General features: G+C 67.2%; 22 protein-coding genes. 8 read left to right on the top strand and 14 right to left on the bottom strand.

Annotation, left to right across the window (positions count from 1 at the left end):
• Positions 1-15: 15 nt before the first annotated feature.
• From GY812_03205 to GY812_03190, 4 genes are all read left to right on the top strand, one after another.
• Entirely contained in the window at positions 16-783 is a 768-nt protein-coding gene (locus GY812_03205) for a succinate dehydrogenase/fumarate reductase iron-sulfur subunit (GenBank protein ID MCP4434492.1), read from the top strand.
• A gap of 39 nt (positions 784-822) precedes the next feature.
• Positions 823-1389 carry a hypothetical protein gene (locus GY812_03200; protein MCP4434491.1) on the top strand — a complete coding sequence of 189 codons (567 nt, stop codon included), beginning with the start codon at positions 823-825 and terminating at the stop codon, positions 1387-1389.
• 93 nt (positions 1390-1482) lie between these two features.
• Positions 1483-2001, top strand: coding sequence for a hypothetical protein (locus GY812_03195; protein MCP4434490.1), 519 nt, complete (start codon positions 1483-1485; stop codon positions 1999-2001).
• Between the two features lie 85 nt (positions 2002-2086).
• Positions 2087-2503 (top strand): 7-cyano-7-deazaguanine reductase, encoded by a 417-nt coding sequence (locus tag GY812_03190; protein MCP4434489.1) that lies wholly within the window; start codon positions 2087-2089, stop codon positions 2501-2503.
• Positions 2504-2822: 319 nt separating this feature from the next.
• Here GY812_03190 and GY812_03185 read toward each other — a convergent pair whose 3' ends face one another.
• Positions 2823-4898: a DHA2 family efflux MFS transporter permease subunit gene (locus tag GY812_03185; GenBank protein ID MCP4434488.1), complete on the bottom strand. Its 2076-nt coding sequence runs from the start codon at positions 4896-4898 to the stop codon at positions 2823-2825.
• A gap of 54 nt (positions 4899-4952) precedes the next feature.
• Between GY812_03185 and GY812_03180 the strand changes: the two genes are divergently transcribed.
• Positions 4953-5765, top strand: a complete 813-nt coding sequence (locus tag GY812_03180) for a hypothetical protein (protein ID MCP4434487.1) — start codon at positions 4953-4955, stop codon at positions 5763-5765.
• Between the two features lie 44 nt (positions 5766-5809).
• The gene (locus GY812_03175) at positions 5810-6166 is read left to right on the top strand and encodes an HNH endonuclease (GenBank protein ID MCP4434486.1); all 357 of its coding nucleotides are present in this window, start codon (positions 5810-5812) and stop codon (positions 6164-6166) included.
• Positions 6167-6178: 12 nt separating this feature from the next.
• Here the strand turns inward: GY812_03175 and GY812_03170 are convergent, their stop codons facing one another.
• Positions 6179-7108, bottom strand: coding sequence for a hypothetical protein (locus tag GY812_03170; protein MCP4434485.1), 930 nt, complete (start codon positions 7106-7108; stop codon positions 6179-6181).
• Positions 7109-7163: 55 nt separating this feature from the next.
• Here GY812_03170 and GY812_03165 point away from each other — a divergent pair, with 55 nt between their 5' ends.
• Both GY812_03165 and GY812_03160 read left to right on the top strand, forming a co-directional pair.
• On the top strand, positions 7164-7553 hold the full coding sequence (locus GY812_03165; GenBank protein ID MCP4434484.1) for an SCP2 sterol-binding domain-containing protein: 390 nt from the start codon (positions 7164-7166) through the stop codon (positions 7551-7553).
• A gap of 18 nt (positions 7554-7571) precedes the next feature.
• Positions 7572-8429 carry an Fpg/Nei family DNA glycosylase gene (locus GY812_03160; protein MCP4434483.1) on the top strand — a complete coding sequence of 286 codons (858 nt, stop codon included), beginning with the start codon at positions 7572-7574 and terminating at the stop codon, positions 8427-8429.
• Positions 8430-8539: 110 nt separating this feature from the next.
• Here GY812_03160 and GY812_03155 read toward each other — a convergent pair whose 3' ends face one another.
• From GY812_03155 to GY812_03100, 12 genes are all read right to left on the bottom strand, one after another.
• A complete protein-coding gene (locus tag GY812_03155; GenBank protein MCP4434482.1) occupies positions 8540-9088 on the bottom strand; it encodes a GNAT family N-acetyltransferase in 549 nt (182 codons plus the stop codon).
• Positions 9089-9275: 187 nt separating this feature from the next.
• A complete protein-coding gene (locus tag GY812_03150) occupies positions 9276-10265 on the bottom strand; it encodes a malate dehydrogenase (protein ID MCP4434481.1) in 990 nt (329 codons plus the stop codon).
• Between the two features lie 86 nt (positions 10266-10351).
• On the bottom strand, positions 10352-12148 hold the full coding sequence (locus GY812_03145) for an ABC transporter ATP-binding protein (protein ID MCP4434480.1): 1797 nt from the start codon (positions 12146-12148) through the stop codon (positions 10352-10354).
• Positions 12145-14184, bottom strand: a complete 2040-nt coding sequence (locus GY812_03140) for an ABC transporter ATP-binding protein (GenBank protein ID MCP4434479.1) — start codon at positions 14182-14184, stop codon at positions 12145-12147. The genes GY812_03145 and GY812_03140 overlap by 4 nt, the downstream gene beginning before the upstream one ends.
• Before the next feature lie 180 nt (positions 14185-14364).
• Positions 14365-15801 (bottom strand): aldehyde dehydrogenase family protein, encoded by a 1437-nt coding sequence (locus GY812_03135; protein ID MCP4434478.1) that lies wholly within the window; start codon positions 15799-15801, stop codon positions 14365-14367.
• A 182-nt stretch (positions 15802-15983) separates the two neighbouring features.
• Entirely contained in the window at positions 15984-16928 is a 945-nt protein-coding gene (locus GY812_03130) for a DUF559 domain-containing protein (protein ID MCP4434477.1), read from the bottom strand.
• Between the two features lie 226 nt (positions 16929-17154).
• A complete protein-coding gene (locus GY812_03125; GenBank protein ID MCP4434476.1) occupies positions 17155-18051 on the bottom strand; it encodes an LLM class flavin-dependent oxidoreductase in 897 nt (298 codons plus the stop codon).
• An 11-nt stretch (positions 18052-18062) separates the two neighbouring features.
• Positions 18063-20618 carry a hypothetical protein gene (locus GY812_03120; GenBank protein ID MCP4434475.1) on the bottom strand — a complete coding sequence of 852 codons (2556 nt, stop codon included), beginning with the start codon at positions 20616-20618 and terminating at the stop codon, positions 18063-18065.
• Positions 20615-22603, bottom strand: coding sequence for a prepilin-type N-terminal cleavage/methylation domain-containing protein (locus GY812_03115; GenBank protein MCP4434474.1), 1989 nt, complete (start codon positions 22601-22603; stop codon positions 20615-20617). The genes GY812_03120 and GY812_03115 overlap by 4 nt, the downstream gene beginning before the upstream one ends.
• Positions 22603-23097: a type II secretion system protein gene (locus GY812_03110; GenBank protein MCP4434473.1), complete on the bottom strand. Its 495-nt coding sequence runs from the start codon at positions 23095-23097 to the stop codon at positions 22603-22605. The genes GY812_03115 and GY812_03110 overlap by 1 nt, the downstream gene beginning before the upstream one ends.
• Positions 23098-23222: 125 nt before the next feature.
• On the bottom strand, positions 23223-24068 hold the full coding sequence (locus GY812_03105) for a prepilin peptidase (GenBank protein ID MCP4434472.1): 846 nt from the start codon (positions 24066-24068) through the stop codon (positions 23223-23225).
• 55 nt (positions 24069-24123) lie between these two features.
• A complete protein-coding gene (locus GY812_03100) occupies positions 24124-25293 on the bottom strand; it encodes a type IV pilus twitching motility protein PilT (protein ID MCP4434471.1) in 1170 nt (389 codons plus the stop codon).
• Positions 25294-25298 lie beyond the last annotated feature (5 nt).

Raw genomic sequence — 25298 nt, 5'->3', positions numbered from 1 at the left:
CCGATGAGCAAGACGCTGAACCTCACGTTGCGCGTGTGGCGCCAGCCCGGCCCCGACGCCGCAGGCCAGTTCGAGACCCATTCCACGAAGGTGTCCGACGACGCCTCGTTCCTCGAGATGCTCGACCTGGTCAACGAGGAGCTGATCGAGGCAAACAAGGAGCCGATCACCTTCGACCATGACTGCAGAGAGGGTATCTGCGGCACGTGCGGTGTCGTGATCAACGGCCAAGCGCACGGCCCGCAGAAGAGCACGGCCACCTGCCAGCTCCACATGCGCCAGTTCAACGACGGCGACACCATCACGATCGAGCCGTGGCGCGCCGGCGGGTTCCCGATCATCAGGGACCTCATGGTCAACCGGGCAGCCTTCGACCGGATCGTGGAGGCCGGCGGCTACGTCAACGTCAACACCGGGGCACCGCCGGACGCCAACGAGATCCCGATCCCCAAGGACGCAGCCGACTCCGCCATGGACGCGGCGGCCTGCATCGGGTGCGGCGCATGCGTTGCCGCATGCCCCAACTCCGCTGCCAACCTGTTCACCGCCGCCAAGATGCAGCACCTCAACCAGCTCCCCCAGGGCCAGGCCGAGCGCTGGTCGCGTTCGATCAACATGGTGAACACCATGGAGGAGTACTTCGGCAGCTGCACCAACCATGGCGAGTGCCAGGAGGCATGCCCGAAGGAGATCTCGGTCGACTTCATTGCGATGATGAACCGTGACTACATGAAGGCCAACCTGGTCAACAGGCGGCGACTGGGCGAACGAAAGATCGGATGATCGAGCGGCGGCTCCGAGCCGCCGACAACTGGGGGGCACATGGCGGTTCACAGACTCACGCTTGTGATGGTCCTCCTCGCGCTGCCTGCCATGTTGGCGGCCTCGTGCGCACGCCAGGATCTGGGGCCACAGACCGCCCCGACGACCACCACCACAGCACCCAGGACCCTACAAGAGGCGGCCAACCTGCCGCCCCCGACCGCCCCGTCGGCCGAAGACGACACCGCCACGACATCGATCGACTTGCCCGACCCGGGCCCCGTGGAAACTACCCCCGACATCACACTGGTGGACCGCGAAGCGCTCGAGGAGCAGATACCGGATCTGGCCGGACCGCGAGCATGCATCGAGATGGGCGCCGCCTACGGCAGGCTGCACCTCCTCGCGCTCGACGGTCGCAGGGGAGCAGCCGAGGCCCGCACGGCGGCAACCCAGCTCAAGGCCCTGCTGCCGCCGGCACTTCACGACGACCTCGACGTGGTGGTCGGCGCGATTGCGACCGTCGCCTCGGCAGGTGTGCTCGAAGGCGGTGCGGCCTTCGAGGCCCCCGCGTACAACAACGCAAATACCGTGTTGGCCGGCTGGTTCGACAACGGCTGCGGCTGAGAACCCTCAGGTTCTGGAACCGATGCGGGATCCCGGCGATAGGATCGGCCCGCGGCCGCGACTGTGGCCGTTGCAGACCTACCGGAGGTTGGCATGCGCAAGCTCTTCGTGCTCCCGATGATCGCGTTGGCCGCGATAGCCCTTGTTGGCACCGCCTGCTCGAGCGACGACAGCGGCGACTCCGCTGCTCGCAGCAGCGACGAGCGCGAGGGTTCCGACTCCGGATCCGAGGACTCGGGTTCCAGCGATTCCGGCATCCCCGGCCTTGATGACCTGGAGGACCAGATTCCGGACCTCGACGAGCTCGACGACCAGCTTCCCAACCTCGGCGACCTCGACGACTGCTTCACGTTGGCAACCGAGTACGCCTCGCTCTACATACAGGCGCTCGGGGGCGAGGAAGGTGCTACGGCCGCACAGAAGGAGGCCGAGGAGCTGAAGGACGTGTTGCCGAGCGACTTGCACGATGACATCGACGTAGTGGCCGAGGCGATCGGCAAGGTGGCCTCCGAAGGGTTGCTGTCGGGCAGCGAGGCGCTCGACACTCCCGAGTACAACTCGGCCAACGACGCGATCAGCGAGTACTTCGACAAAGAGTGCTCCGACTCCTGACGGGCGCCGGCCTCGCGATCACGGTACGCGTCACCCGGCTTCCCCGAAAGGTGCTCGGCCAATTGGACGAGATCGAAGAGGTGGCATGACCAAACGTGATGACAGCCAAGGCGAGATGGCCGACGTGTCCATGCTCGGTAGGCGGGTCGACCCCGGCGAGTACGGCCGGCTCGAGTTCTTCGAGGTCGACTCACCCGTGCGCGTGACGTTTCGCACCGACGAACTCGAAGCCCTTTGTCCGGCCGTTGAGGGAGTGCAGCCCGACATCTACAACGCCGAGATCTCATACACGGCGCAGACGCATGCGGTCGAGTCCAAGTCGCTGAAGCTCTGGCTCGTGACCTTCCGGGACCGGCGGATCTTCGCCGAATACCTGGCGCTCGAGATCCACGACGCGATCGCCCACCACTCTCCCTCGGTGTCAGACGTGTCGGTGCGGCTGACACAGAACCCGCGCGGGGGCATCACCACCGTGGTCGAGCACCCGCCGCCCGGGTCCTGACTGCGCCACAATCTCGATTGCGCGGATTCGTGACGTTTTGTTGGCGCTGAATCACTCTCAGCGTGATTCAGCGCCAACAAAGGACAAGACAGGCGCGCGGGGCGGGTAGTTCTCCCTGTTCCGTTCGGGCGACGGGTTTCCTAATGTGATTCCAGATCGCATGCTGGCAAGCAAGCAGATCCGAGACCGTTCCGGCCACGCCGGATGGAGGGACTCCTTCGCGGAGCGGATCGGATGTTCTGGGGGCGAACCATCCGATCCGCTCCGTCAGGAGCTTCGCCGGCATCACCGCCCCCATCCGAGCGGAATCGGTCCTCTGTCACTCCCGTTTCAGGTTGGTGACCTCTGCGCCGCTGATGCGCACGACTTCGTGGGGGCTCACTTCGAATACGTCCTGACCCGTCCCGGCGGCGGCCCACACGGTCAGCTGATCCAGCAGGGCCTGGTCAACGTAGGACGACAGCACCTCGGTGTACCCGAAGGGTGGAACGCCACCGATTGCGAACCCAGTCGCGGTTCGGACCGCGTCGGCATCAGGGCGACTCGCCTTGCCACCTCCGGCAGCCACGGCCAACAACCGCTCGTCGACCATGTCGGCACCACCGACCAGGGCCACCACCATTCGGCCGTCGACCTCGAACACGAGGCTCTTCACAATCCGTTCGACATCGACACCGATCGCCTTTGCCGCGTCGTCGGCACTTCGCGTTCCCTGGGGGAACCGGTAGGGCGAGATGTCCAGTCCCGCACTCCTCGCCGCATCGATCACCTTGCGGATGGACGGGTCATCCGGGCTCGCCTGGAGCAGCGCGGCTTCGCCAAGCTCGGTCTCGCTCTCCTGCTTGCGGCCCGTCGGGAACGCGAACCAGCCGAACAGCAGCGCACCGAACACCACAGCGGTGCCCGACAGCTGGGCCGCCTTGATGCCATCCACGAACGCCGAGTCGGTCGCCGCCACCACCTCGTCGCGCGGATCAGGGTCTGACTTCGGGCCGACAGTGGCGGGCACCGCCGACGGATTCGCTGCATCCACGACATCTGCAACGACCTGGTCACGATCGGAATCGTCGGGGATGACCGGCTCGAGCTTGTCCGGCAACTGGGCTCCCACAACGAGCGCCAGGAGGCTGCCCATGATCGCGAAACCCGCAGTCGATCCGATTGCACGCTGGGTGCTGAGGATGCCCGACGCCATGCCGGAGCGTTCCGGGCTGATCGAAGCCATCGCCATCGCCGTCGCCGGCGACACCGACAGACCCACGCCTGCGCCGACCATGAACAATCCAACTGCTGTGACCCAGACTTCCCTCCCGGCGCTGAAGGCGAGCGCGGCAGTGCCCAGGGTGATCAGGCTCAGCCCGGCGAGCGCAGGGCGCCGACCTCCGAAGCGGGCGGCCAGGCGACCGGCAATGGGCGCCAGGATCATCGAAGGCAACGAGAAGGCCAGCAGAAGTACTCCGGCGCGCTCCGGGCTGAAGTCCCGCACGTTCTGGAAGTACTGCGTGATCACCAACAGGGTGCCGTAGGCACAGAACAGTGCCGCGAACATCGTGAAGATGGCCGCGGTGTACGCGATGTCGGAGAACACGCGCACGTCCATCATCGGGTCCTCGGAGTTGAGCTCGAACCGCACGAACACGACGAGCACCACGAGGGAGAGGACAATCGACCCGATGATCACCGGAGAGCTGAAGCCGAACACGGGCGCCTGCACGAGGGCGAACGTGATCGCACCGATGCCGACTATGAAGAGCAGCTGTCCGGTCAGGTCGAAGCTGTGCTTCGTCGGCGAAGAGGACTCCCGGACGAACATGACGGTCAGTCCGGCGGTGACCAGACCCACCACGGGATTCACCAGGAACACGGCCCGCCAGCTGATCGATTCGGTGAGCACCCCGCCAACGGTCGGACCGATCGCGATGCCGATCGCAGCGATGCCCGTCCACAGGCCGACAGCCTTCGCCTTCGCCGCCGGATCCGGATATGCGGCGCCGACCAGCGCCAGCGAGGCCACGTTGACCACCGCCGCGCCGACACCCTGAACTGCCCGGGACAGGTTGAGTACCCCGAGCGACGGAGCAAGGCCGCAAGCCAGTGAGGCAACGCTGAAGATGGCGATGCCGATCAGGAACGCCTTGCGACGGCCGTTGGCATCCGACAACGTCGCGGAGGTCATCATGAACATGCCCATGGTGAGGCTGTAGGCGGCGACGACCCACTGCACTCCGCTCTCGCCCACATCGAAGTCGGACTGGATGGCGGGCAGCGCCACGTTCACGATCGTGGCGTCGAGGAACACCATGAACAGCCCGAGACCGGTTGCCAGCAGTGTGAGGGCGGGGGCGGGGCCGGAACGCTCCGCCGGCGCGTCTATCGGGGGCGCGGCTTCGGACATGCCAGCACCCTACGGGCAATCAGGTCGTGAACTGCGTCCACTACTGTCCCGACGATGCGAATCCGTCTTGCCTTGGCCGCTGCGCTGACCACGTTGCTGGCCGTTGCTGGCGCGTGCACCGGCGATGACGCCGACCCGGCCGCCGACGACGCGGATACCGCGGCCGAGGTCGCAGAGTCCACCGAACCGTCGAGCACGGCCGAAGAGCCGGACACAACCACGGACACACAGGTCCCGGCAGGTGCCGGCCTCGCCGACCAGTACGGGCAGCGGTACTGCGAGGTTCTGGTGGTCACCACGGGCGATGGCGGTGCGACCGCGCAGGTGTGGGGTACCCAGGGCCTCAACGACTGCGACCAGGCAGGATTCGATGCCATCGACGCCGAGGCAACGGCCGCCGAGATGGGAGCCGTGCTGGCCGTGCCCAACGGGCCCCGCTTCTGGGTCCTCGATCGGATCCTCGCCAAAGGTCTCGCCGGTACGGGCGAGCTCCGCACATTCGGCGCAGTGGAGATGCGCTCCATCACGACCGTCGACCTCGAGGAGGGCTTCGGGGACCGCACCCCGTTGACCGAGACTTCCGTGTTGCGCGACACCGAATTCATCTTCGACGAGGGCCGCGAGGTATACGAGCTGACCGGGCCCGACGGCTCCGTGTACGTGATGCAGTCCTACAGCATCGAGATCGACCCGGAGCAGACGCTCGACACACTTGCGGGCTTGGGCGACCGACTTGCCCTGCCCGACGGTTGGTCCTTCCAGGCCAGAGTGCTCGACGAGCCCCTGGTGGTGGAGGACATCGACGGGATTGCGACCGTCATCCAGGACGAGTTCCGCAACTCCTACCAACTCCGCGAACGCGGCTGACCGGCTCCGCGCACGGCTGCGCGTCGCTCACTAGCGTCGCGGCCATGGCTGCGAGCAGGTCACGGCGCGCCCGGGCGTCACGCAAGCGTGCACGGCGGATGGCAAAGGCCGACAACGACCTCACGGATGACCAGTGGGAAGCGCTGAAGGAGGCCTGGGGCGGGTGCGCCTACTGCTCGAAAGACGCCGCTGCGCTCCAGAAAGACTGCGTGCTCGCACTGTCACGCGGTGGCCGCTACACCGTCACCAACGTCGTGCCGGCGTGCCGGTCGTGCAACGCGAGCAAGTGCAACATGGAAACGACGACCTGGATGCGGCGCAAGAAGCTCGACGAGCAGGCCTTCCTGCTGCGCTACCGCGAGATCAGCACCCGCCTCGCGGCCGAGTTCGACCCCGCCTGACCCAGGTCGCCGTCAGTCGACCGGGGGTTGGTTCCACTCGATCCAGCCGCCGCCGGTGCGGCCGTCGGCGGCATCGAATCGGGCAAGGGCACGCGGGAAGCGGGCGAGGCGACCGTCCTCCGGATGGAACAGTCCGACCGGTGAGAACGCCAGTGGCGTGACCGTGAAGTCGAGGTCGCAGTAGCCGATCCGCGTGGTCTCCGGCAGACGCTCGCGGCCCTCGGTGACATCGAGCGACACCTCGTGGGTGTCGACGAACTCACTGGTGTGAGGATCCAACCGGTACGCCACGCCCCAGTCCTCACCGGGGAAGAAGCCACCGACCCCGTGGAAGCGGGTGCTGTCCTCGAGCCGGCCGGCGGTCCAGCTCCACTGGTTGGACCACCAGTCACGCGCAGCACCCCACGAGTGGTCGCGCTGGCCCCAACCGTCGACAGTGATCTTCTCGTCGCCAACCAGCACCTCACCCTGGACGCGGCACGGGATCTCGTAGCGCGGGGTCACCGGCGGCCACATGTAGGCGCCGCGGTCGGTGAGGAAGTCGAGCTCGAACCCGAACGGCACCCGGTCGCCCCGTGGATCCCCATAGACCGACGCCGGGTCGTCGAGAGCAAGCGCGAATGCCTCGAGGTTGACCGACATGTGCTCGTTGGGCGTCTCGATCGCATGGTCGGCCCAGAGCCCGTCGTGGCGGATCTCGAGCGAGCTCGATGAGCTGGGCATGTCGACCTCGTGGTCGATCACGGTCACCAGCGGCCGGCCTTCACCGACCAGGCACGCCCAGTACCAGACCTTGCCGAGATTGGGATAGAAGCCGATGCGGACATAGCCGCCCACCGACAGGTCCTCGGCGAACCAGTCGAGGTAGTAGCTCTCGTTCCAGAGCTCCACCTCCGGGTCGCAATCGTGTCGGTACTCGTCGGCGGGCTCCACAGCTGGCATGTCGACAGCCTCGCACGCTGTGAACGCGCCCCGCAGCCGACAGTAGGGTCATGATGTGCAGTACCTGGATGACGAATGGATGGTGGCAGCCGACAAGGCCCTCGCCGATGGCTGGGCATCGGTTGACGAGCAGGGCGATTCGGAGACCACGATCGGGTACACGGTCAAGGGCGCTCCGTCCGGCAAGGTCACCTACACCGTGCGATTCGGACCCGACGGAGCCGGGGTGTCCGCAGGCAAACCGGAGGGCGATCCCAGCGCCACCATGGAACTCGACTACGACACCGCAGCAGAGATCGCGCAGGGCGAGTCATCCGCACAGGTGGCCTTCATGCAGGGGCGCCTGAAGCTCGGTGGTGACGTGACCCTGCTCATCCGTGGCGCCGACCAGCTCGCCGCCGCCGGAGACGCTCTCGGCTCACTTCGCGATCAGACCCAGTTCTGACCCGGGTACCGTCTCGGAGTGCCCGAGCTCCCGGAGATACAGGCCCACGCCGAACGGCTCACCGAGTCATTCGGCGGCCAGGTCCTGGCGCGCTTCGAGCCGATCACCTTCACGGCGCTCAAGACGGCCGTGCCCGACCCGGGCGGCGCAGTCGGCATGGTGCTGCAGGGTGTCGGTCGGCGTGGCAAGCACCTGCTCATGCGCTTCGGACAACCCGACGGCGACGCCGTCGCGCTCACGTTTGTGGTTCACCTGATGCAGGGCGGCCGCCTCGTGCCCGACGAGAAGCTGAGCCGCAAGCCGCGCTTCGGGATCGCCCGCTGGCGCTTCGAGGACGGCCCGGCCCTGTTGCTCACCGAAGCAGGGACCGAACGCAAGGCCGGCGTGTGGGTGATCGAGGGCGACCCGCTGACCCAGGCGCCACTGGACGGGCTGGGCCCTGATGCCGACGAGGTCGACGAGGCCGCCTTCTCAGAGGCGCTGGCGGCGAAGAACCAGCGTGTGCATGGATTCCTGCGCGACCAGCACGGGGTGACCGGGCTGGGGCGGATGCTGGCCAATGAGACTTGTCACCGCGCCAAGCTGTCGCCTTTCGCCATGAGCGCAAAGCTGACCGACGAGCAACGCTCGGCGCTGTTCACGGCGATGAACGACTGCATAGGCGACGCCCTGGAGCACGAGCGCACCCTGTCAGCGATGTCGAAGTCGGCCGACCGGCCGGGCGCGGTCCACCGCCGCAAGGGTGAAACCTGCCCGGTGTGTGGCGACACCGTGCGAGCCGTCGAGTACAGCCGCTACGAAGTCGACTACTGCCCGACCTGCCAGACCGACGGCAAGGTCCTGGCCGACAACACGACCTCGAAGTTCCTCAAGTAGCCCGACCGGTTCTGTTGGTGCTGGATCACGCCAGGCGTGATCCAGCACCAACAAAGCGGCAGGGACAGGGCACCAGCAGCAGGGCCCGCGCCAGCGGAGCACCGGCCTGCTCAGGATCGGAGGAAATCGGCCGCCAGCAGGTCCATCAACAGGCCGTCGGCCCAGGTGCCGTCGGGCTGTCGCTCGTACTGCCGCAGCAGGCCGACCGACCTGAAGCCGACGCTCGCGTAGCAGGCGATCGCGGCATCGTTGTCGGCCGCGGGGTCGATGGTCACGCGATGGTAGCCCCGCTCGTCGATCAGCCACGAGATGAGGGTACGAAGCGTGCCGGCGCCGAGGCCGCTCCTGTGTGCCGAGGGGTCGATGAAGATGTCGATTCCGGCATGGCGGTACTCCGGGTCGTCCTCCTCCCAGAACTGGACCATTCCGACGATCGTCTCCTGCCGATCCCGGATCGTGAGCTGGTGGGTCTCTGCATCCGCGAGGTTCTCGTCGAACTTGGCGTCCAGATCGTCACCGCGCCAGCGGAGCCACACCTCGGGCGTGGCCCGGATCCGGTTGATCTCGGCCCGGTCGGCCTCGACCGTGGTGACGAGGCTCAGCAGGTCACCACGGATCTCGATCGGCTCGACGACCGGCTGTGGAACGGCATGCGCCATCGCCCCATTCTGGCCAGGTCCCGAACCGAGCGCCTACCGGTTCTCCAGCGCCTGCAACGGCGTTCTGGTCGAGCTGGATCACGCCAGGCGTGATCCAGCGCCAGCAGAACGGTGGTCCAAAACGAAGTCACCGCCCAGTGCCTCCAGATGGTGACGCTGGGCGGTGGTTTCAGTTGCTGGCGGTTGGTCAGATCAGGCCGAGTTCGGCCACGGCGTCGCGCTCCTCAACCAGCTCTGCGACGGAGGCATCGATGCGTGCGCGGGAGAAGTCGTTGATCTCGACATCCTGCACGATCGAGTACTCGCCGTCGGCGCAGGTGCACGGGAACGACGAGATGATGCCTTCGGGCACGCCGTAGGAGCCATCGGACGGAACCGCCATCGACACCCAGTCGCCTTCCGGAGTGCCGAGATGCCAGCTGCGGATGTGGTCGATGGCAGCGTTGGCAGCAGAAGCGGCTGAGCTGGCGCCGCGGGCGTCGATGATGGCGGCGCCGCGCTTGGCGACGGTGGGGATGAAGGTGTCCTCCAGCCAGGCCTGGTCGCCGACCGCCTGGGCGGCGTTGCGGCCGGCCACGTGGCAGTTGAACAGGTCGGGGTACTGGGTGGTGGAGTGGTTGCCCCAGATCGTCATGTTGGTGATCTCGGAGACCGGGGCGCCGAGCTTCTGGCCCAGCTGGGCCATCGCACGGTTGTGGTCGAGGCGGGTCATGGCCGTGAAACGACCCTGATCGAGACCCTCGGCGTTGTTCATCGCGATGAGGGCGTTGGTGTTGGCGGGGTTGCCCACGACGAGGATCTTGACGTCCTTCTTGGCCGAAGCTCCGAGCGCCTCGCCCTGTGGCTTGAAGATGCCACCGTTGGCGGAGAGCAGGTCGGAACGCTCCATGCCGGCCTTGCGGGGCATGGCACCCACGAGCAGGGCCACGTCGGCGTCGCCGAATGCGGTGTTGGCGTCGTCGGTCTGCACGATGTCGGCCACCAGGGGGAACGCGCAGTCATCCAGCTCCATGGCGACCCCACGCAGGGCATCGAGGGCCGGGGTGATCTCGAGCATCTGGAGGATGACCGGCTGGTCCTCACCGAGCATCTCGCCGCTGGCGATGCGGAACAGCAGCGAATAGCCGATCTGGCCGGCCGCTCCGGTGACGGCGACGCGAAGTGGGGCTTTGGGCACGGGGGACTCCTCAGGAGGTGGTGTTTCGGGCGATTCTTGCAGCGGCAAATCTACTGCCTTGCCCGTGCAGCCGGAAAAGGGGGCACTCAGCCCTTGCGGGTGTTGCCGATCCAGGACTGGTACAGGTCGCCGTAGACGCCGCCCTCGGAGACGAGCTCGGCGTGCGTGCCCTTCTGCACGATCTCGCCGGCGTCGAACACGACGACCAGGTCGGCAGCCTCTGCGGTGGAGAGCCTGTGAGCGATGCTGACCGTGGTGCGCCCCTCCGCGAGCGTGGCCAGGGCTTCGCCCAGCTTCCGTTCGGTTTCGGGGTCGATGTTGGAGGTTGCCTCGTCGAGGATCAACAGGCCGGGATCGGCGAGCTGGGCCCGGGCCAATGCGACGAGTTGGCGCTCGCCGACCGACAGCGCGTCGCCGCGCTCCCCGACCTCGGTTTCGAGTCCGTCGGGCATGCCGGCAAGCCATTCCTTGAGACCGAGCTGCTCGAAGGACGCCATGACCTCGTCGTCTGTGGCGTCGGGACGGCCGTAGCGGACATTGTCCAGCATCGTCGTGTCGAACAGGAAGCCGTCCTGGGGCACCAGCCGCACACCGGCGGCTCGCTGCACCCGACCGACACCCCGAAGATCCACACCGCCTACCGACACGGTGCCCGCGGTCGGGTCAGCCAGTCGGCAGAGCAGCTTCGCGAACGTCGTCTTTCCGGAACCGGTCTCGCCCACTATCGCCACGTTGATCCCGGCGGGCAGGTGCAGGTCGACATCGCGGAGCACCGGCCTGCCGGGCTCGTACTCGAAGCACACACCCTGGGCATCGATCGACAGTTCCCCGGGTGGAAGCACATCGGAGTGGTCCGGCTCGGGCACGTCCACCGGTTCCTCGATCAGGTCGAGCACCTTGCGCCAACCGGCGAGCGCGGTCTGTGTCTGGTCGAGGATCTCGCCGATCTCGGCGACGGGCTGCACGATCAGGTTGGTTATGAACAAGCAGGCCACGAGGGTGCCCGCGGCCATGCCCCAACCCGGCCCCCACCACACCCCGACACCGACGACACCTGCGAGGGTGAGCCCGCTGAACAGGTCGGAAACGGGGAACATAATGGCGAAGTAGAACCGGGCGACGAGCTGGTTGCGGTACTGCTTCTCGATCGATTCGTGGAGCTCGCGCCGGGCACGCCGCACGGCGCCGTAGGAGCGGAGGACCCGAACCCCGCCGATGGTCTCCGAGATCGTGGAAAGGGTGTCGGACACGCTGGTGCGCAGGTTGTCGTAGGCGCGCAGTTGGCGCTTCTGGACGGTGCGCATGATCGGCACAACCGGGACCAGCAACACGAACACGACCACCGCGAGCTGCCACTGGTAGGCGGCCAGCGCTATCAGCGCGACCACGATCATCGTGAGGTTGACCACCCAGGAGATGGCTCCCCAGGACGCGAACTGTGCGAGCACCTCGATGTCGGAGGTTACGCGTGCCACCAACACGCCCCGCTTGGAGTCGCCATGGTGGGCGAGGCTCAGGTCGTGCACATGGCCGAAGGCGCGGGTGCGCAGGCCATAGAGCACCCGCTCGGCGGTCGTCATGAGGCGCAGGAGGGTGAACCGGTCAAGCACCGCCAGGGCGAGGATCGCCACGTATGCGACAAGGCACGCCGTGACGATGAAGGTCCAGTCGGGCCCGGAGTCGCTGAAGCCCTTGTCGAGGATCTGCTGGATCGACACGGGCACAACGAGTCGACCGGCGGACACCACCATCGCGAAGCTGACCGAGGCGAAGAAGCCCTTGCGCAGCTCGGGGCTGGCCGCCACACCGGCCCGCAGCACCTCGAGTGCCTTGGCCTCCGACGGCTCGTCGTCGGTCTTGGGAGCCGGGTCGATGATGCTCACAGCCGGCCTCCCCCATCTACTGGCGATGGCGCTGCGGAGGGCTCTTCCTCGAACGGCTCGTCTTCGTAGGCGGTCACCAGTGCGACGTATTCGGGGTCCTCGAGCAGTTCCTCATGGGTGCCGACCGACCGCACTGTGCCCTCGTCGAGGTGCACGATCCGGTCCGCGAGCTGGATGGTGGAGAGCCGGTGGGCTATCACCAGCATGGTCGTGTCCCCCTGGCGCAGGCCTTCGAGGATCGCTGACTCCACCACGGGGTCGACCGCCGACGTCGAGTCGTCGAGCACCACCACACGAGGCCCGCCGGCCAGGGCCCGGGCCAGCGCGACCCGCTGGCGCTGGCCTCCCGAGAGCGTGATGCCGCGCTCGCCCACGACCGTGTCGACGCCGTCCGGGAGTTCGTCGACGAAGCCGGCCGCCATGGACCTCTGAAGGGATCTGGCAACCTCGACGTCGTCGACTTCGCGTCCCAGTCGGACGTTGTCGGCGATCGACTCGGCGAACAGGTAGCTCTCCTGGAAGGCGATGGACACGTTTCGCCGCAGCTCGTCGGCGTCGAGTTCGGATGTGTCGACCCCGCCGATGCAGATCCGGCCGTCATTGGGGGCATCGAGGTGTGCCAGCAGGTTCACGAGGGTCGACTTGCCCGAGCCCGTGGAGCCCACGAGGGCCATCACCTCACCCGGCTGGGCGGTGAAGCTCAGGTCGTGCAGCACCGGCGATTCGCCGTAGGCGAAACCGACGCCATCCAGCTGCAGCGACAGCGGGCCGGCAGGCAAGGTGGCGGTGGCGGTGCCCTTCCGGGCAACGGTCGCCGGCACCTCGGTGCTTCCGGCGGCGCTGGGCTCCACGACCTTCCACTGTGCCGGGGTGATCTCGTCCTGCTCAGGTGCGTAGGCGGGGTCGGTGGGCTCGGTGAGCAGGTCATCGACGCGTGCGATCGACACGACCGCCCGGGGCATCGCCTGGAACAGGAAGCCGACCACCCGCATCGGGAACGCCAGCCAGCCGAACAGCGCGATCGCCTGCACGAGGTCACCCGCGGTGGCGCCTCCCTGTTCGATGCGCCATGCGCCGGCGAGAAGCAGGGTGACCATGCCCAGATTCGGCAGCATGGTGATCATCGGCTCGAAGATCGAATGGAGCCGGGCGAGCCCGATGCGCTCCTGGGCGAGGCTGTCGGATGCCTCGTTGAATCGCTCTCGTTCCGGGCCCTCGCGGGCGAGGGTCTTGACGACCATCACGCCGTCGAAGCTCTCGTGGGCGATCGAGGACACGACGCCGAGCTTGGCCTGCACCCGCGCAGCCGGTTCGTGGATCCTGTTGGTGTAGTACTTCGACAGCCAGGCCAGCGCCGGGAACAGCAGCAGTGCGACCAGGGCGAACACCGGGTCCGCCAGCCACAGGCTGACCAGCGAAACGATCGACAGGGCGGCCACTCCGAGGGAGAACGGCAACGGCATCAGCATCTGGGTGGCCGTGAGGACGTCGACGTCGGATGTGGCCAGCAGCTGGCCGGTCGGTCGCCGGCGGTAGGACGACGACGGCATCTCGAGCAGCCGGTCAGCGACTGCCGTGCGCAACGAGCGCTGCATGCGAGCCTCGGTCACCGACCCGAACCAACGGCGCACCACGACCGTCAGTCCGCGAAGTGCTCCAACGGCCATGAGGGCGATGACCGCCCACCACACCGTGGAGCTCTCGACTCCCGTGGTGAAGGCCGGCTCGATCACTTCGTCGGTCACCCGGCCGAGGATCACCGCGGCCGCCACGAGCATCACCGCCCAGCCGACACCGCCGAAAATCGACAACACGAACGGCCCCGGATGGAGCTTCACGAAGCGCCACACGAGCTTGAAGCCCATCGAGATCGACAGGGCCGCCTCTTCGCCGTCGCCCATCGTTGCGCCGGCGCCCTCCGCCACGGTCTCCCGGTCTTCGTCGGTAGTCCCGACCGGAGGGTCGCCGAAGACGCCACCGCCCGAGGGCGACTCGTCGTCGGGTACCTCTTCGTCTGTGGGGGTGTGCGCGGTCACGACGGAATGCAACCTAAGGGTGGGGTGAGACGTTCCACGCTACGCCCTGCAGGGCTGTGGACGCCCACCGGGTTAGCCCTGAAATGTTCGAGCTGGATCACCGAAACCGTGATCCAGCTCGAACGGAGCACTGAGAATGAGCCGCCCCGGGGACCGGGGCGCCAACCGGGATCGGGTGGGTCAGCCGGGGAGCTGGATCGACTTGGTCTCGAGGAACTCCTCGAGACCCCAGCGACCACGCTCACGGGTATTGCCGGACTGCTTGTAGCCACCGAACGGGGCTGCCGGGTTGAACGAGCCACCGTTCACGTCGATCTGGCCGGTCCGCATCCGGCGTGCGACCGACAGGGCACGGTCCTGGTCAGCCGACTGCACCGCTCCGGCCAGGCCGTAGACGGTGTCGTTCGCGATCTCGACGGCCTCGTCGTCATCGGAGTAGGTGATGATCGACAGCACCGGGCCGAAGATCTCCTCCTGGGCGATTGTCATGTCGGGAGTCACGTCGGTGAACACGGTGGGCTTCACGTAGTAGCCCTTCTCCATGTCCTCCGGCTGCTCGGGGCCGCCCAGGGCGACTGTGGCACCCTCGTCGATGCCCTTCTGGATGAAGGAGCGCACACGCTCCTGGTGGGCCTTGGAGCTGAGCGGGCCGAGGGCGTGGAACATGTCGGGCTCGTCGGCCTTGGGGTCGACGAGACGGATCTGCGAGGCCTCGGCGAGGATCGCGTCGGTGTACTCGTCCTTGCGGGACTCGGGCACCAGCAGGCGGGTGAGCGCCGAGCAGGTCTGGCCGGAGTTGAGCATGCAGCCGAATACCGAGGCGAGGCCGATGGCGGCCGGATCGGCGTCGTCGAGCACGATGTTGGCGGACTTGCCGCCGAGCTCGAGGCCGACACGCTTGGCGGTGGCGGCAGCGGCGCGCTGCACCTCGGCGCCGGCGCGGCCGGAGCCGGTGAAGCTGACCATGTCCACGTCGGCATGCGAGCTGAGCGCCGCGCCCACCTCGGGGCCGGTGCCGACGACCATGTTGAACACGCCTGCGGGCAGGCCGACCTCGTCGAGAACCTCGGCGAGGATGTACGCGTTGAGCGGGGTGATCTCAGACGGCTTGAGCACCACGGTGCAGCCGGCTGCGAGCGCCGGGGTGACCTTGCAGATGATCAGGTAGAGGGGGTAGTTCCACGGCGTGATGGCGCCGACGACACCGATCGGCTCGCGGACCACCAGCGAGTTGCCGACCGTTTCCTCGAACTCGTAGTTCTCGACGAGGTTGGCGAACGAGTCCCACTCACCGAGCGACAGCCCGGCCTGGACCATCTGGGCGAAGGCCTTGGGAGAGCCGACCTCGGCGGAGATCGTGTCGACGATGTCGTCGTAGCGGGCGGCAAGGTTGGCACCGATGTCACGCAGGTACTTGGCGCGGATGTCGGTGGGGGTGTTCGACCAGGAGTCGAAGGCCTCCTTGGCGGCTGCGACGGCGGCGTCGACATCGGCCGCTGTGCCTTCGGGTACGCGCCCGATGACCTCTTCGGTGGCGGAGTCGATCACGTCGATCGTGTTGCTCCCGGTGCCGGGAGCCCACGTGCCGTTGATGTAGTGGTTCTCGTAGACCTTCACTGTGTCCCCTTTTGGTCGCCGGGCCGTCCTTGCGGGGGTTTCCCGTCGTCAGCAGCCGGCCCGCGTGACTGCGGTCCCGCGATCGTACCGACACCTGATTCCGCGTGCTCGTCGGATGCAACGGCAGCCCTGCCCAATTCCTGACGTTCTCTGCCACACCCTCCCCCTTTGCTGGCGCTGGATCACGCCACGGGTGATTCAGCGCCAACGAAACCGGCCTGGGCGATACGGATCCCCTTGCGGACCCTCGACACCACAGAGAGCGGGTTGGCCCACACCTCCCTATCGGTCACAGCTACAACCGCGAATCCGTCGGCCTCGAGCTGGGCAAGCCGACGGCGGTCGTGCTCGGTGTCGGTGAGGCTCGAATGGTGCAGCTCGCTTTGCACCTCGACCACGACGGGCAGGTGCTCATGCAGGAAGTCCACGCGCGCCGACCAGTGGCCGTCGCCCAGGTCGACCTGTCGGCGGACCGCTATTCCGGCTCGGGCCAGGATCCTCTCGACGCGGGCCTCGAGCATCGAATCCGGCGGCGTGTAGCCATCTCCGCGGGCGAGGTAGAAGCGGCGCAGGTTGGCGATCCCGTTGCGGCCCGAGGCGGACAGGTCGGCCAGCATCATCGCCAGCGAACGCCCGCTCAACAGCTTCATCGACCACAGCTGGTCGACGAACCGCTCTGCACGCTCGTACTGCATCGTGCCCATCAGCTGCATGGCGACCAGTTCGGGGCGGGCCACCCGTACTCCGTCGTGGCGGGTTACCCAGCGCTCATCGAGACTGCGGACCGTGCGCAGCTCCAGACCGTCGAGGTGGCGGTGGCGCCTGATCGCCGTGGTGACCTGCACCGGGTCTTCCAGCCTGCACCCGCGCAACCCCCACCAGGCGCCGGCCGACTCGTGCGACAGGATCGCCTCTTCGGCCACGGTCATCACGTAGCCGGCCACCCGTTGTGCTGGCGTGTGCGGAGCCGCCCGGTGCCGCAGCACGGTCGGATTGGTGAGCTCCCAGTCGGACCCGTGCTGCATCCGGTTGACCTGCTGTGGACTCATGCCCCGGGCCAGAAGCTGGCGGGTGGTGACCAGTCCGTGCTGGTCGGCGGCGAGTGTGATTGCTCGTTGATCTCCCATGACCCGACCATCGCCGCGCACGGGGACCCTGACAACGGGTCGCGCGACCCGGTCACAAGTCACCACCGGTCTGCTAGGACCGCACCGGACGTCCGGAGACCCGCATCGCCGGGGCTTCTGTTGGTGCTGAATCACGCCTGGCGTGATTCAGCACCGACAAAGCGAGAACGGATGGCCGTCGCCCAACGACAGCAATAGGCGTGACGGGTCGGTGGGACCCGGGAACTCAGCGAGAGGCAAGCCAGTTGCCGACCACTTCGGTGGTGGCGGCGAGACAAGCCGGGTCGACGGTGCCGGGCACGAGTATGAACTCATCCGCGCCAGCGGCAGCTGCATCGTCGAGAACCCGTTCGAGGCGGGCCGGGTTCCACACGGGTGCATCATCGGCAAGCGACCGCGCGATCGTCTTGCCGAAGATCTCCAGGTAGTCGTAGGTGAACTGCCGCAGCTCGGCCTGCGGGTCCGGGGTACCGAGTAAGTAGAAGCAGCCGGTGATGAACCGGGGCCCGGCGTCGCGCCCGGCACGGTGCCACTGCGCCTTGGCCGCCTCGGCGGACTCGCGGATCTCGTGGCCGTCCGCGGTGAGGGCGAAGCCCGATACGCCGTCGGCCCACTTGGCCGCCCGACCGAGTCCCTTGGGGCCCATCGCCCCGGCGAGGATCTCGATGCCATCTCCCTGCACCGGGGTGGGGCCGACAGGGTCGGCCCCCTCAAACGGGGCGTTGCCTGCCCAGATCGAGCGCATCTCCGCCACGGCCTGGTCGAGGCGTTCGTGGCGGTTGTCGAAGCTGGAGTCGGCCGCCCGGTAGTCGTGCTCGCGGCCACCGACTCCCACGCCGACGACGAGCCTGCCATCGCAGAGCACATCGAGCGTGGCGAGCTCCTTTGCGGCCAGCGCCGCTGGGTGGAACGGCGCGACCACGAGGTTGGCGAACACCTTCACCCGCTCGGTGAGCGCAGCCGCGGCTGACAGCGTGACCATCATCTCGACATTGCGGAATGTGATCCGCTCGCCACAGCTGATCGACGAGTAAGGCCCCGCGTCAATCCCAGCAGACCATTCGAGGGTGGTGGCCCTCGAGTACCCCTCCGCCATAGTCGGCAACGCCACACCGATCTTCATCACAAGCGAACCTAGCCCTGGGCGGGCACCCGACTCACCACTTCGGCGTCACAACCCGACCGGTCGCACAGCTGCCAGTCGCTGACGGTCACCGTGCCCGGAGCCGGATCGTCCTTTACGCGGATTCGAGCCACCCCGCGGGTTTCGTACTCACCATCTTCGTCGTGGTCGAGTTCGGCCTCGAGCACCAGGGTCGGTTCGTCCGTTCCACAACATAGGACACCCACCGAACTGCCCGGTTCCCCCTTCGAACCGAGGCTCCACACCGAGAGTTGGCCCCCGAACAACGGTTCGCTGGAAGCGCTTCCTGCCCACACGACGTCCAGGTTCGTTTCGGGTAGCACGGTGTCTCCAACCACCCGGAAGATGGACCCGTTCTCTTCATCGATCGTCAACTTGATGCTCGGTGGATCAGTCGGCTCGCCTGTGATCACGAGTAGACGTGCGTCCTGGATCCACGGCAGCTCGACCCCTGCCGGCATCGTGCAACCGAGGCATTCCCATTCGGCGTCCATCGTCGACTCCGCCAGAACGGTCATGGAAACCGTGCGGTCCGAGAGGTCATCGATGGTCGCTACACCGCACAACGGCACTGCCAGGGAAACCGTCTGTTCCGAACGGGCGTAGGTGTCATAGACCGACTCCGCGTCGCACTCGGCGACAGCAACAGTGGTCTTGCCGGGCCCCGGAGAGCCGCGCGACGCCGTCACGTTCTTCGACACCGCCGCAGGAAGACCCATCGCTTGGTCGGCGATGTCGAGGAGCAAGCGCACCTCCTGAACCCGCTCGGTCCCGGACAGGTCGGGAATACGGAAGTGCAGATCGTGCTCAGGGACACCCCCGGACCGGCTACAGACGTGGGGGAAGTCGATCCCGCTCCAGAGCACGGAGCAGTTCTGCTCGCCGCCGTGGGCATACCCGCTATCCGGATCGTCCACTGCCAGACCGGGATCGGTATAGGTGCCGGTGGCCAACTCCGGTCGAATGACCACACCGTTGACCAGGAGACCCAGTTCAGCAACGTGCAACTCGCTGCCGACCACGCCATCTCCGTGGAACAGGACGCGGATTCGCTTGCCATGAAGCACGTGGTTTCCGGCCTTCAGCGCGTTCGGGCAGCTGCCGAGGTCGACGATCGTCTCCATGTGGTCGTCCACCCGGCCTCGGTCGAGGCTGTTCATCTGGCAGATCACCGGGGTTCCGGGCCCGTCATCGATCAGCACGTTCAACTTCCGATTCGCGGGGAACGACCGAGGATCCTCGAAGCTCTTGAACCGCAGCGCGAGTGAGTCGACATCGCCACCACCCGGAAACCCGATCTCAGCTTCCACGAGGAGGTTGGATGGCTGGCCCAGAACAGGGAGTAGCCCGCTTGGCCAGGCTTCAGGGTCAGCTGCGGCCGAACCGGTCGGATCTCCCGGTCCGAGGCCGGAGGCCAACATCGTCAGCTCAGGTTGGGTGTGCGCATCGGCGGCCTGCGCGAGGGCAGGCCATCCGTCTACCGCGCACATCGATACGTTGCCGGCCTGGTGGTCGACGCTGGTCCCGGCCCCCAGGACCACTGTCACCCCCGGCTGCGCGGGGTCACAGCTGCCTGCCCCGCCCGGATCGCTGCCGAACACGTAGTTCACCTCGGAGGTGAAGTCGATCGAGCCCTTCTCGCCAGCATCGAACCAGAACACGTCAAGCGAGCCGGTCGGTGCGAATCGCACATCGCAGCCGGAGTCGAGCAACGAATTGAGCTGGCTGACCGCGACCGGCCCGTACAGGCCAGGATCCACACTGGCCACTCCCGGCGGCGAGCACTCCGGCACGGCAGGCTCGTTCCCTGGCTTGGGGGGCAGGTTGAGCGGGACGGTCTGTGCTGCCACCCCGGGATCGCCACAGGTCGGGCTGCCGCCGTCATCGGCATCCACCAACACCCTGCCGGGGTCAGCCGGGTGGTCTGAACTGCTCGGACAGTCGGAGCCGGCTCCCTGCACATACCTTCCCGAAACCCACGCTCCGGGCCCGGGCCCGGGTCCGGCCACGGCCCCCGCGCCGCTCACCCTCACATCACCCACGAACGTCAGCGGTGATTCACCCTGGTGCCTGAGCGTCACCGAGGAGTCCACCAAGTCCAACGGAGAAGCCAGGGCCTGACCGCGGTACTCGTCACCCAGGACCTTCAGGTCGCCGTTCACATTGGGGTTGGGGTCGAGTGCAGCGGTGCACGAGAGCAACACATCCTCTTCCGGGTCCGTGGGGTCGGACGCGTCGCCCAGCAGCTGCATGCTCACGGTGCCGGGGATGGTCGGGCAGTCCGTCACAGGACTGTCGGAGGCCCGCAGCTCGACCACGCCGACCTCCAGCGCACCGTCAGCGGCACGAGCCTCACGGGCCAGGCTCTGCTGGGAGATGGCGCTCGAGTGGGTGGCGAAGGAGAGCCCCAGAAGCGCGGTGATGACGGTCAGGCCCACACCCATTGCGGCCAGTACGACACCAAGCACATAGCCCGACTGATTGCGCGCCCGGCGGACGCCGAACCCGGCCGGACCAACTGGTGAAGGGCTGTTGGCAACGCTCATGGGCGTTCGACTCCGATTGACGCGGGGCCGATGGCCGCGTTGGCCCGAACGGCAAGTGACGCGGTCGTTCTGGACGGCACCGGACAGGGGTTGCCGACGTCGCGGACCTCGAACGGGCCGGTCGCCGCGACCCAGCGATCGATCGGGCGCACGCACGGAGTGGTTCCGTCTTCTTCGAACCCTTCGTAGGCGAACGTGACGCGATAGCCGGTGGCCCCGGCAAGCGGCTCGAAGAACACCGTGTCGCCGACCCACGTCGGCGGGGCCGGCTGTGCCGGAGTTCCACCAACCCGGACGAAACGGCTGGCGGTGGACTCGAGGCCGTCGGCATCCGTCACGGTCAACACCACCAGGTAGCTCCCCGGATTGGTGAACGTGGCCGGCGCGGGCGTGCCGGATCCCGAGAACCCGGCACCGGCGGGCGATGCGGCGTCGAACGCCCACCTGCGGGACTGGATCCCGAAGTCGTCCCCTGACGTGTCCACGAACGTGAGCGTCTGGGGTGCAGGGCTTGTGGTCGATGGGTCGTCAAAGGACGCTGTTGGCGGGGCGTTGATCCGGAAGTCGGTTGTCTCCACGGGGCTGGCGGCGTTCACGGGAATCCTCGCGATTGTGAACCTGCCGGAGTCGCCCGCGAGAAACTCGTGCGCCCACACCGACTGGTCGGACTCCGCCAGCACGACGGTGGAACCCAATGGCCGCAACTCCCACCCCGCGAAGTTGTCGGCATCGGTACTGAAGGTGACGGAGACGTCGGACTCCGTGCTTGCCACCAGTTGGAGAAGCCCGTTCCCGGAGGCCTTCGGCGCGGGTGAGATCGCTATGGGCCCGGACGCCGGTGTGCCAATGGCCACGTCCACCGAGCTGACATCGGCCCCGCCCTCGACGTCGGTCGCCGTGACGGTGACGGACACCGTGGCGGCCGTGACGTCCACGGGGATGTCGAAAGACGCGTTGCCGCCCCCTTGCGTGCCCACTCCGCCTGCGTCGTCAACCGGGTAGGACCAGAGCAGCTGCGGTGTCGCACTGGCGTCGGGGTCGTGTGCCGTGGCCGTGCAGGAGACGGTGCGACCAACTGCTGTGCATTCACGTGTGTCGATCACCGGGTCCTGGTTCGTCAGGAGCACGCGTTGCGAAGCGGTGCCGACGTTTCCCGATTCATCGGTTGCGCGAAGGGTGACCACGTACTCGGCGTCGCTCGCGGTCGCGAACGATGCGGTCGTGGTCTCTCCGGTCGTTGCGGACAGGCCGGCGTTGGCAGGGCCGTCGATCGACCATGCGAACAAGAGAGGGTCGGTCGAGTCGGGGTCCCACGACTGCGCGGCGCTGAGTTCCACGGTCAGTGGCCCGTCCTTGGACCGCTCGGTCCTGGACTCCTGCGAGATGATCGCGACCGGGCGCTGCGTGCCCCCGAATCCGAGCAAGGCGGCTGCAGAGGCCCTCCGGCTTGCGGTTACCGAGGTTTCGTGGCCGCTTTCGAGCGTTGCCTCGACCGTCACGCGACCGCAATCGCTGTCGCAACCGGCCGTGATCGTCGTTGCGCCCCGGATGATCTCTGTCTGGTCGATCACGTTGTGCGCCGCAGTGAGATCACAGGTCCACCGCATCAGGCTCGATCCGCCTGAGCCGGTTCCGTACACGACGAACTGCTTCGAGTCCCCGAGGTCGTAGATGTTGAGTAGCACCTGGTCGACCTCCGCTCCCGTGCAGGCTTTCAGGTCATCCGACTCGTCGGTTATCAGCTCTGCGGACGAGACGTCACGGGTCACGTAGGTGTTGAGCAGCCTCGACTGCCCTGCATCGGTGAACCCTGCTGCCGCTGGTGCCTGGCTGGTGAAGATCAGCACCAGCCAGGCTCCCACCGGTCCGATCAGGATCACGGACAGGGCGATGCCCACGAGCATCTCGACGAGCGTGAAGCCTGCCTGGGACCGCAACCGCCGGTCGGCCGTCCGTCGGGCGTCGGGGCGAGCGCGCGAACCCATCAGGATTCGTTCCTGACAACGACCTGCCCGGTCGCGGTCTGCTGGCCGTCAGAGGCCTCGACCTTCACTTCGACCGTAAGGCGGTGAGCGTCAGAACTCCCCGTGCAGGGTCCCCACCCCGAACCGTTCCATTCCTCGACCTTCGTAACGGCCCAGGAGTCAACGCTGGCACTCGCCGCGAACCAGGCCGGCTCCGGCTCCGGGAAGGTGCCGTCCCCCGGCGAACAAGAACCGAGCGTCTCACCCTTGAAGCTCTCCGCGTATGCCGACAGTGCGGCATCGGCCAACTGGGTGTCCTTCGCACTCGTGGACGACCGAACGGTGGTGAGTAGACCGGCCGCCAGGGAGAGCACGACACCTGACACCAGGGCGAGGCTCACGATCGCTTCCAACAGCGTGAAGCCTGCCTGGCCGCGGCGGGAGAGGCGGGTGTGCATGAATCCGCCCTGCGGGCTGCGGCCGCTGCTGGTCACAACTCCCCTTCCCTGGCCCATTACCCCATCTGTGGCCGATCAACAGCCACTTCGGGGATCCCACAAGGCTTGTCGGCGTCAAAGGCACCGTCAAGGTAGGGGGCCTTCAGGTGCATGGGTGATTGACCCGGAATCCAAGCATCGGCTCAGGTTGCATACAGCCCCCACGACTCGAGGATCGGCTCCGCCATCAGCGCAACGCCGAATCCGCCGAGCACGAACCCGGGGCCGAAAGGCACCTGTGCCTTGCGGCCGCGCACCCCCAGAGCCACGAATCCGATCAGCAGGCCCAGCGCCGAGGCCGCCAGCAGGGTGATCACCCCAAGTGCGACACCGGCCATCGGGCGCGTTCCGCCGTAGAAGCCGACCAGCAAGCCGACCGACACCGCCAGGCGCACGTCGCCGAAGCCCATGCCGGCGGGGATCGCGAACCACAGCAGGAACAACGGCCCTGCCACCACTGCCACCCCGATCAGCGCCACAAGCAGGCGGCCCCACTCCCCTGTCAGGCCGGCGGCTCCGACAGACACCGCCACCAGCACACCTGTGGCCGGCCACACGATCGCGGTTGGCACGATCAGGGTCCGCAGGTCGATCACGGCAACCGCCAGCGCCACCGGGATGAACCACAACACCGGTGCGAGCAGCCAGGTCGTGCCGAGCACCCACAGCGCCAGCACGAAGGCAACGGGAGCAGCCAACTCCACCAGAGGGTGGTATCCGGGGATGCGCGCGCCGCAGCTACGGCACTTGCCGCGTAGCGCCACATACGACGCAACCGGCACGTTGTCGTATGCCTTGATGACCGCCGAGCAGGAACTGCACCGGCTCTTGCCGTGGATCACCTCGCGCCATGGGCGCGATCCCCAGACGTCGCCGAACTCGTCGGGCTCGTCGAGCTTGTGGGGCAACCGGTCGATGATGACGCACACGAACGAGCCGATCGCCAGGAACACGAAGCACCCGACTACGAGCAGGATCGTCGTGGTCACGGCGTCACCCTGTCAGCCCCATGTGCGGGCTGCCGAATCCGAGGGCCGGGGATGGTCAGTTGCCCGTTCCGCCGAGAGGCTGGCCGGTGAGAGGGTCCGTGCCGAGCGGCTGGGAACCGGGGGCGGTGGGGTGTGGTGCCGCACCGGCGGACTGACCGGGCTGGGTCGCGCGGCCGGTGACCGGATCGAGAACTGCGCCGGGTGGCAGCTCGATCTCGTCGGAGTAGACCGAATTCGCAACAGCTGCGTCGTAGGTGACCACCCCGGCCTTCACCAGCTGGTTGAGGGAGTGCTCGAGCAGCATCATCCCGTCCTTGGATCCGGTCGCGATGGCGTTGCGGATCTGGCGGGTCTGGCCCTCGCGGATCAGGTTGGTGATCGCTGTGGTGCCCATCATCACCTCGTACGCCGCCACGCGGCCGCGGCCGATGCGCGGGATCAGGCGCTGGGAGATCACCGCTGCGAGGGTCATGGAGAACTGGGTGCGGATCTGGGGCTGCTGGTCGGCCGGGTACGCATCGACGATGCGGTCGACCGTCTGGGCGGCATCGTTGGTGTGCACCGTGCCGAACACCAGGTGGCCGGTCTCCGCGAGCGTGAGCGCGAGGCGGATCGTTTCCAGATCGCGCATCTCGCCCACGAGGATCACGTCGGGGTCCTCACGCAACGCCGAACGCAGCGCCTCGGCAAAGCTCGTACAGTCGCTGCCCACCTCGCGCTGGTTGACCAACGCCGTGGCCGAGGAGTGCACGTATTCGATCGGGTCTTCGATCGTGAGCACGTGCACCGGGCGGTGCTGGTTGATCCAGCCGATCATCGCCGCCAACGTGGTGGACTTGCCCGACCCGGTGGGGCCGGTCATCAGCACGAGGCCGTAGGGTCGGTTGACCAGCGCTGCGGTGCTCTCGGGCAGGCCGATCGACTCAGGTGTCGGGATCTCCGACGGGATGAGGCGGAGGGCGAGCGCGGGGCGGTCGCTCTGGAAGAAGGCGTTGGCCCTGAACCGGGCGGAGTGTTCCGCTGACTGCCAGGCGAAGGACATGTCGACCTGGCGCTCCGTGTCGAGCCTGGCCCGGTCAGTCGACGAGAGCAGGCCGTCGGTGACCGAGTCGAGGAACTCTGCGGTGCACATGGGCGCGTCGGGGATAGTCACGAGCTGGCCGTCGATGCGAACCCGGGGGGCCGAACCGACCGACAGGTGCAGGTCGGTGGCCTCGGTGGCCATCAGAT

It is taken from the genome of Actinomycetes bacterium, assembly GCA_024222295.1.
In the GTDB taxonomy this organism is placed as follows: Bacteria; Actinomycetota; Acidimicrobiia; order Acidimicrobiales; family Microtrichaceae; genus JAAEPF01.
This window is presented reverse-complemented; position numbering and strand designations above follow the sequence as displayed.

What these genes read in the sequence shown, in the direction of transcription:
- GY812_03115 (MCP4434474.1), bottom strand. Translation starts at nt 22,603, where the DNA reads ATGGGTTCGCGCGCTCGCCCCGACGCCCGACGGACGGCCGACCGGCGG.
- GY812_03170 (MCP4434485.1), bottom strand. Translation starts at nt 7,108, where the DNA reads ATGCCAGCTGTGGAGCCCGCCGACGAGTACCGACACGATTGCGACCCG.
- GY812_03155 (MCP4434482.1), bottom strand. Translation starts at nt 9,088, where the DNA reads ATGGCGCATGCCGTTCCACAGCCGGTCGTCGAGCCGATCGAGATCCGT.
- GY812_03120 (MCP4434475.1), bottom strand. Translation starts at nt 20,618, where the DNA reads ATGAGCGTTGCCAACAGCCCTTCACCAGTTGGTCCGGCCGGGTTCGGC.
- GY812_03180 (MCP4434487.1), top strand. Translation starts at nt 4,953, where the DNA reads ATGCGAATCCGTCTTGCCTTGGCCGCTGCGCTGACCACGTTGCTGGCC.
- GY812_03185 (MCP4434488.1), bottom strand. Translation starts at nt 4,898, where the DNA reads ATGTCCGAAGCCGCGCCCCCGATAGACGCGCCGGCGGAGCGTTCCGGC.
- GY812_03130 (MCP4434477.1), bottom strand. Translation starts at nt 16,928, where the DNA reads ATGGGAGATCAACGAGCAATCACACTCGCCGCCGACCAGCACGGACTG.
- GY812_03175 (MCP4434486.1), top strand. Translation starts at nt 5,810, where the DNA reads ATGGCTGCGAGCAGGTCACGGCGCGCCCGGGCGTCACGCAAGCGTGCA.
- GY812_03100 (MCP4434471.1), bottom strand. Translation starts at nt 25,293, where the DNA reads ATGGCCACCGAGGCCACCGACCTGCACCTGTCGGTCGGTTCGGCCCCC.
- GY812_03200 (MCP4434491.1), top strand. Translation starts at nt 823, where the DNA reads ATGGCGGTTCACAGACTCACGCTTGTGATGGTCCTCCTCGCGCTGCCT.
- GY812_03110 (MCP4434473.1), bottom strand. Translation starts at nt 23,097, where the DNA reads ATGGGCCAGGGAAGGGGAGTTGTGACCAGCAGCGGCCGCAGCCCGCAG.
- GY812_03195 (MCP4434490.1), top strand. Translation starts at nt 1,483, where the DNA reads ATGCGCAAGCTCTTCGTGCTCCCGATGATCGCGTTGGCCGCGATAGCC.
- GY812_03125 (MCP4434476.1), bottom strand. Translation starts at nt 18,051, where the DNA reads ATGAAGATCGGTGTGGCGTTGCCGACTATGGCGGAGGGGTACTCGAGG.
- GY812_03190 (MCP4434489.1), top strand. Translation starts at nt 2,087, where the DNA reads ATGACCAAACGTGATGACAGCCAAGGCGAGATGGCCGACGTGTCCATG.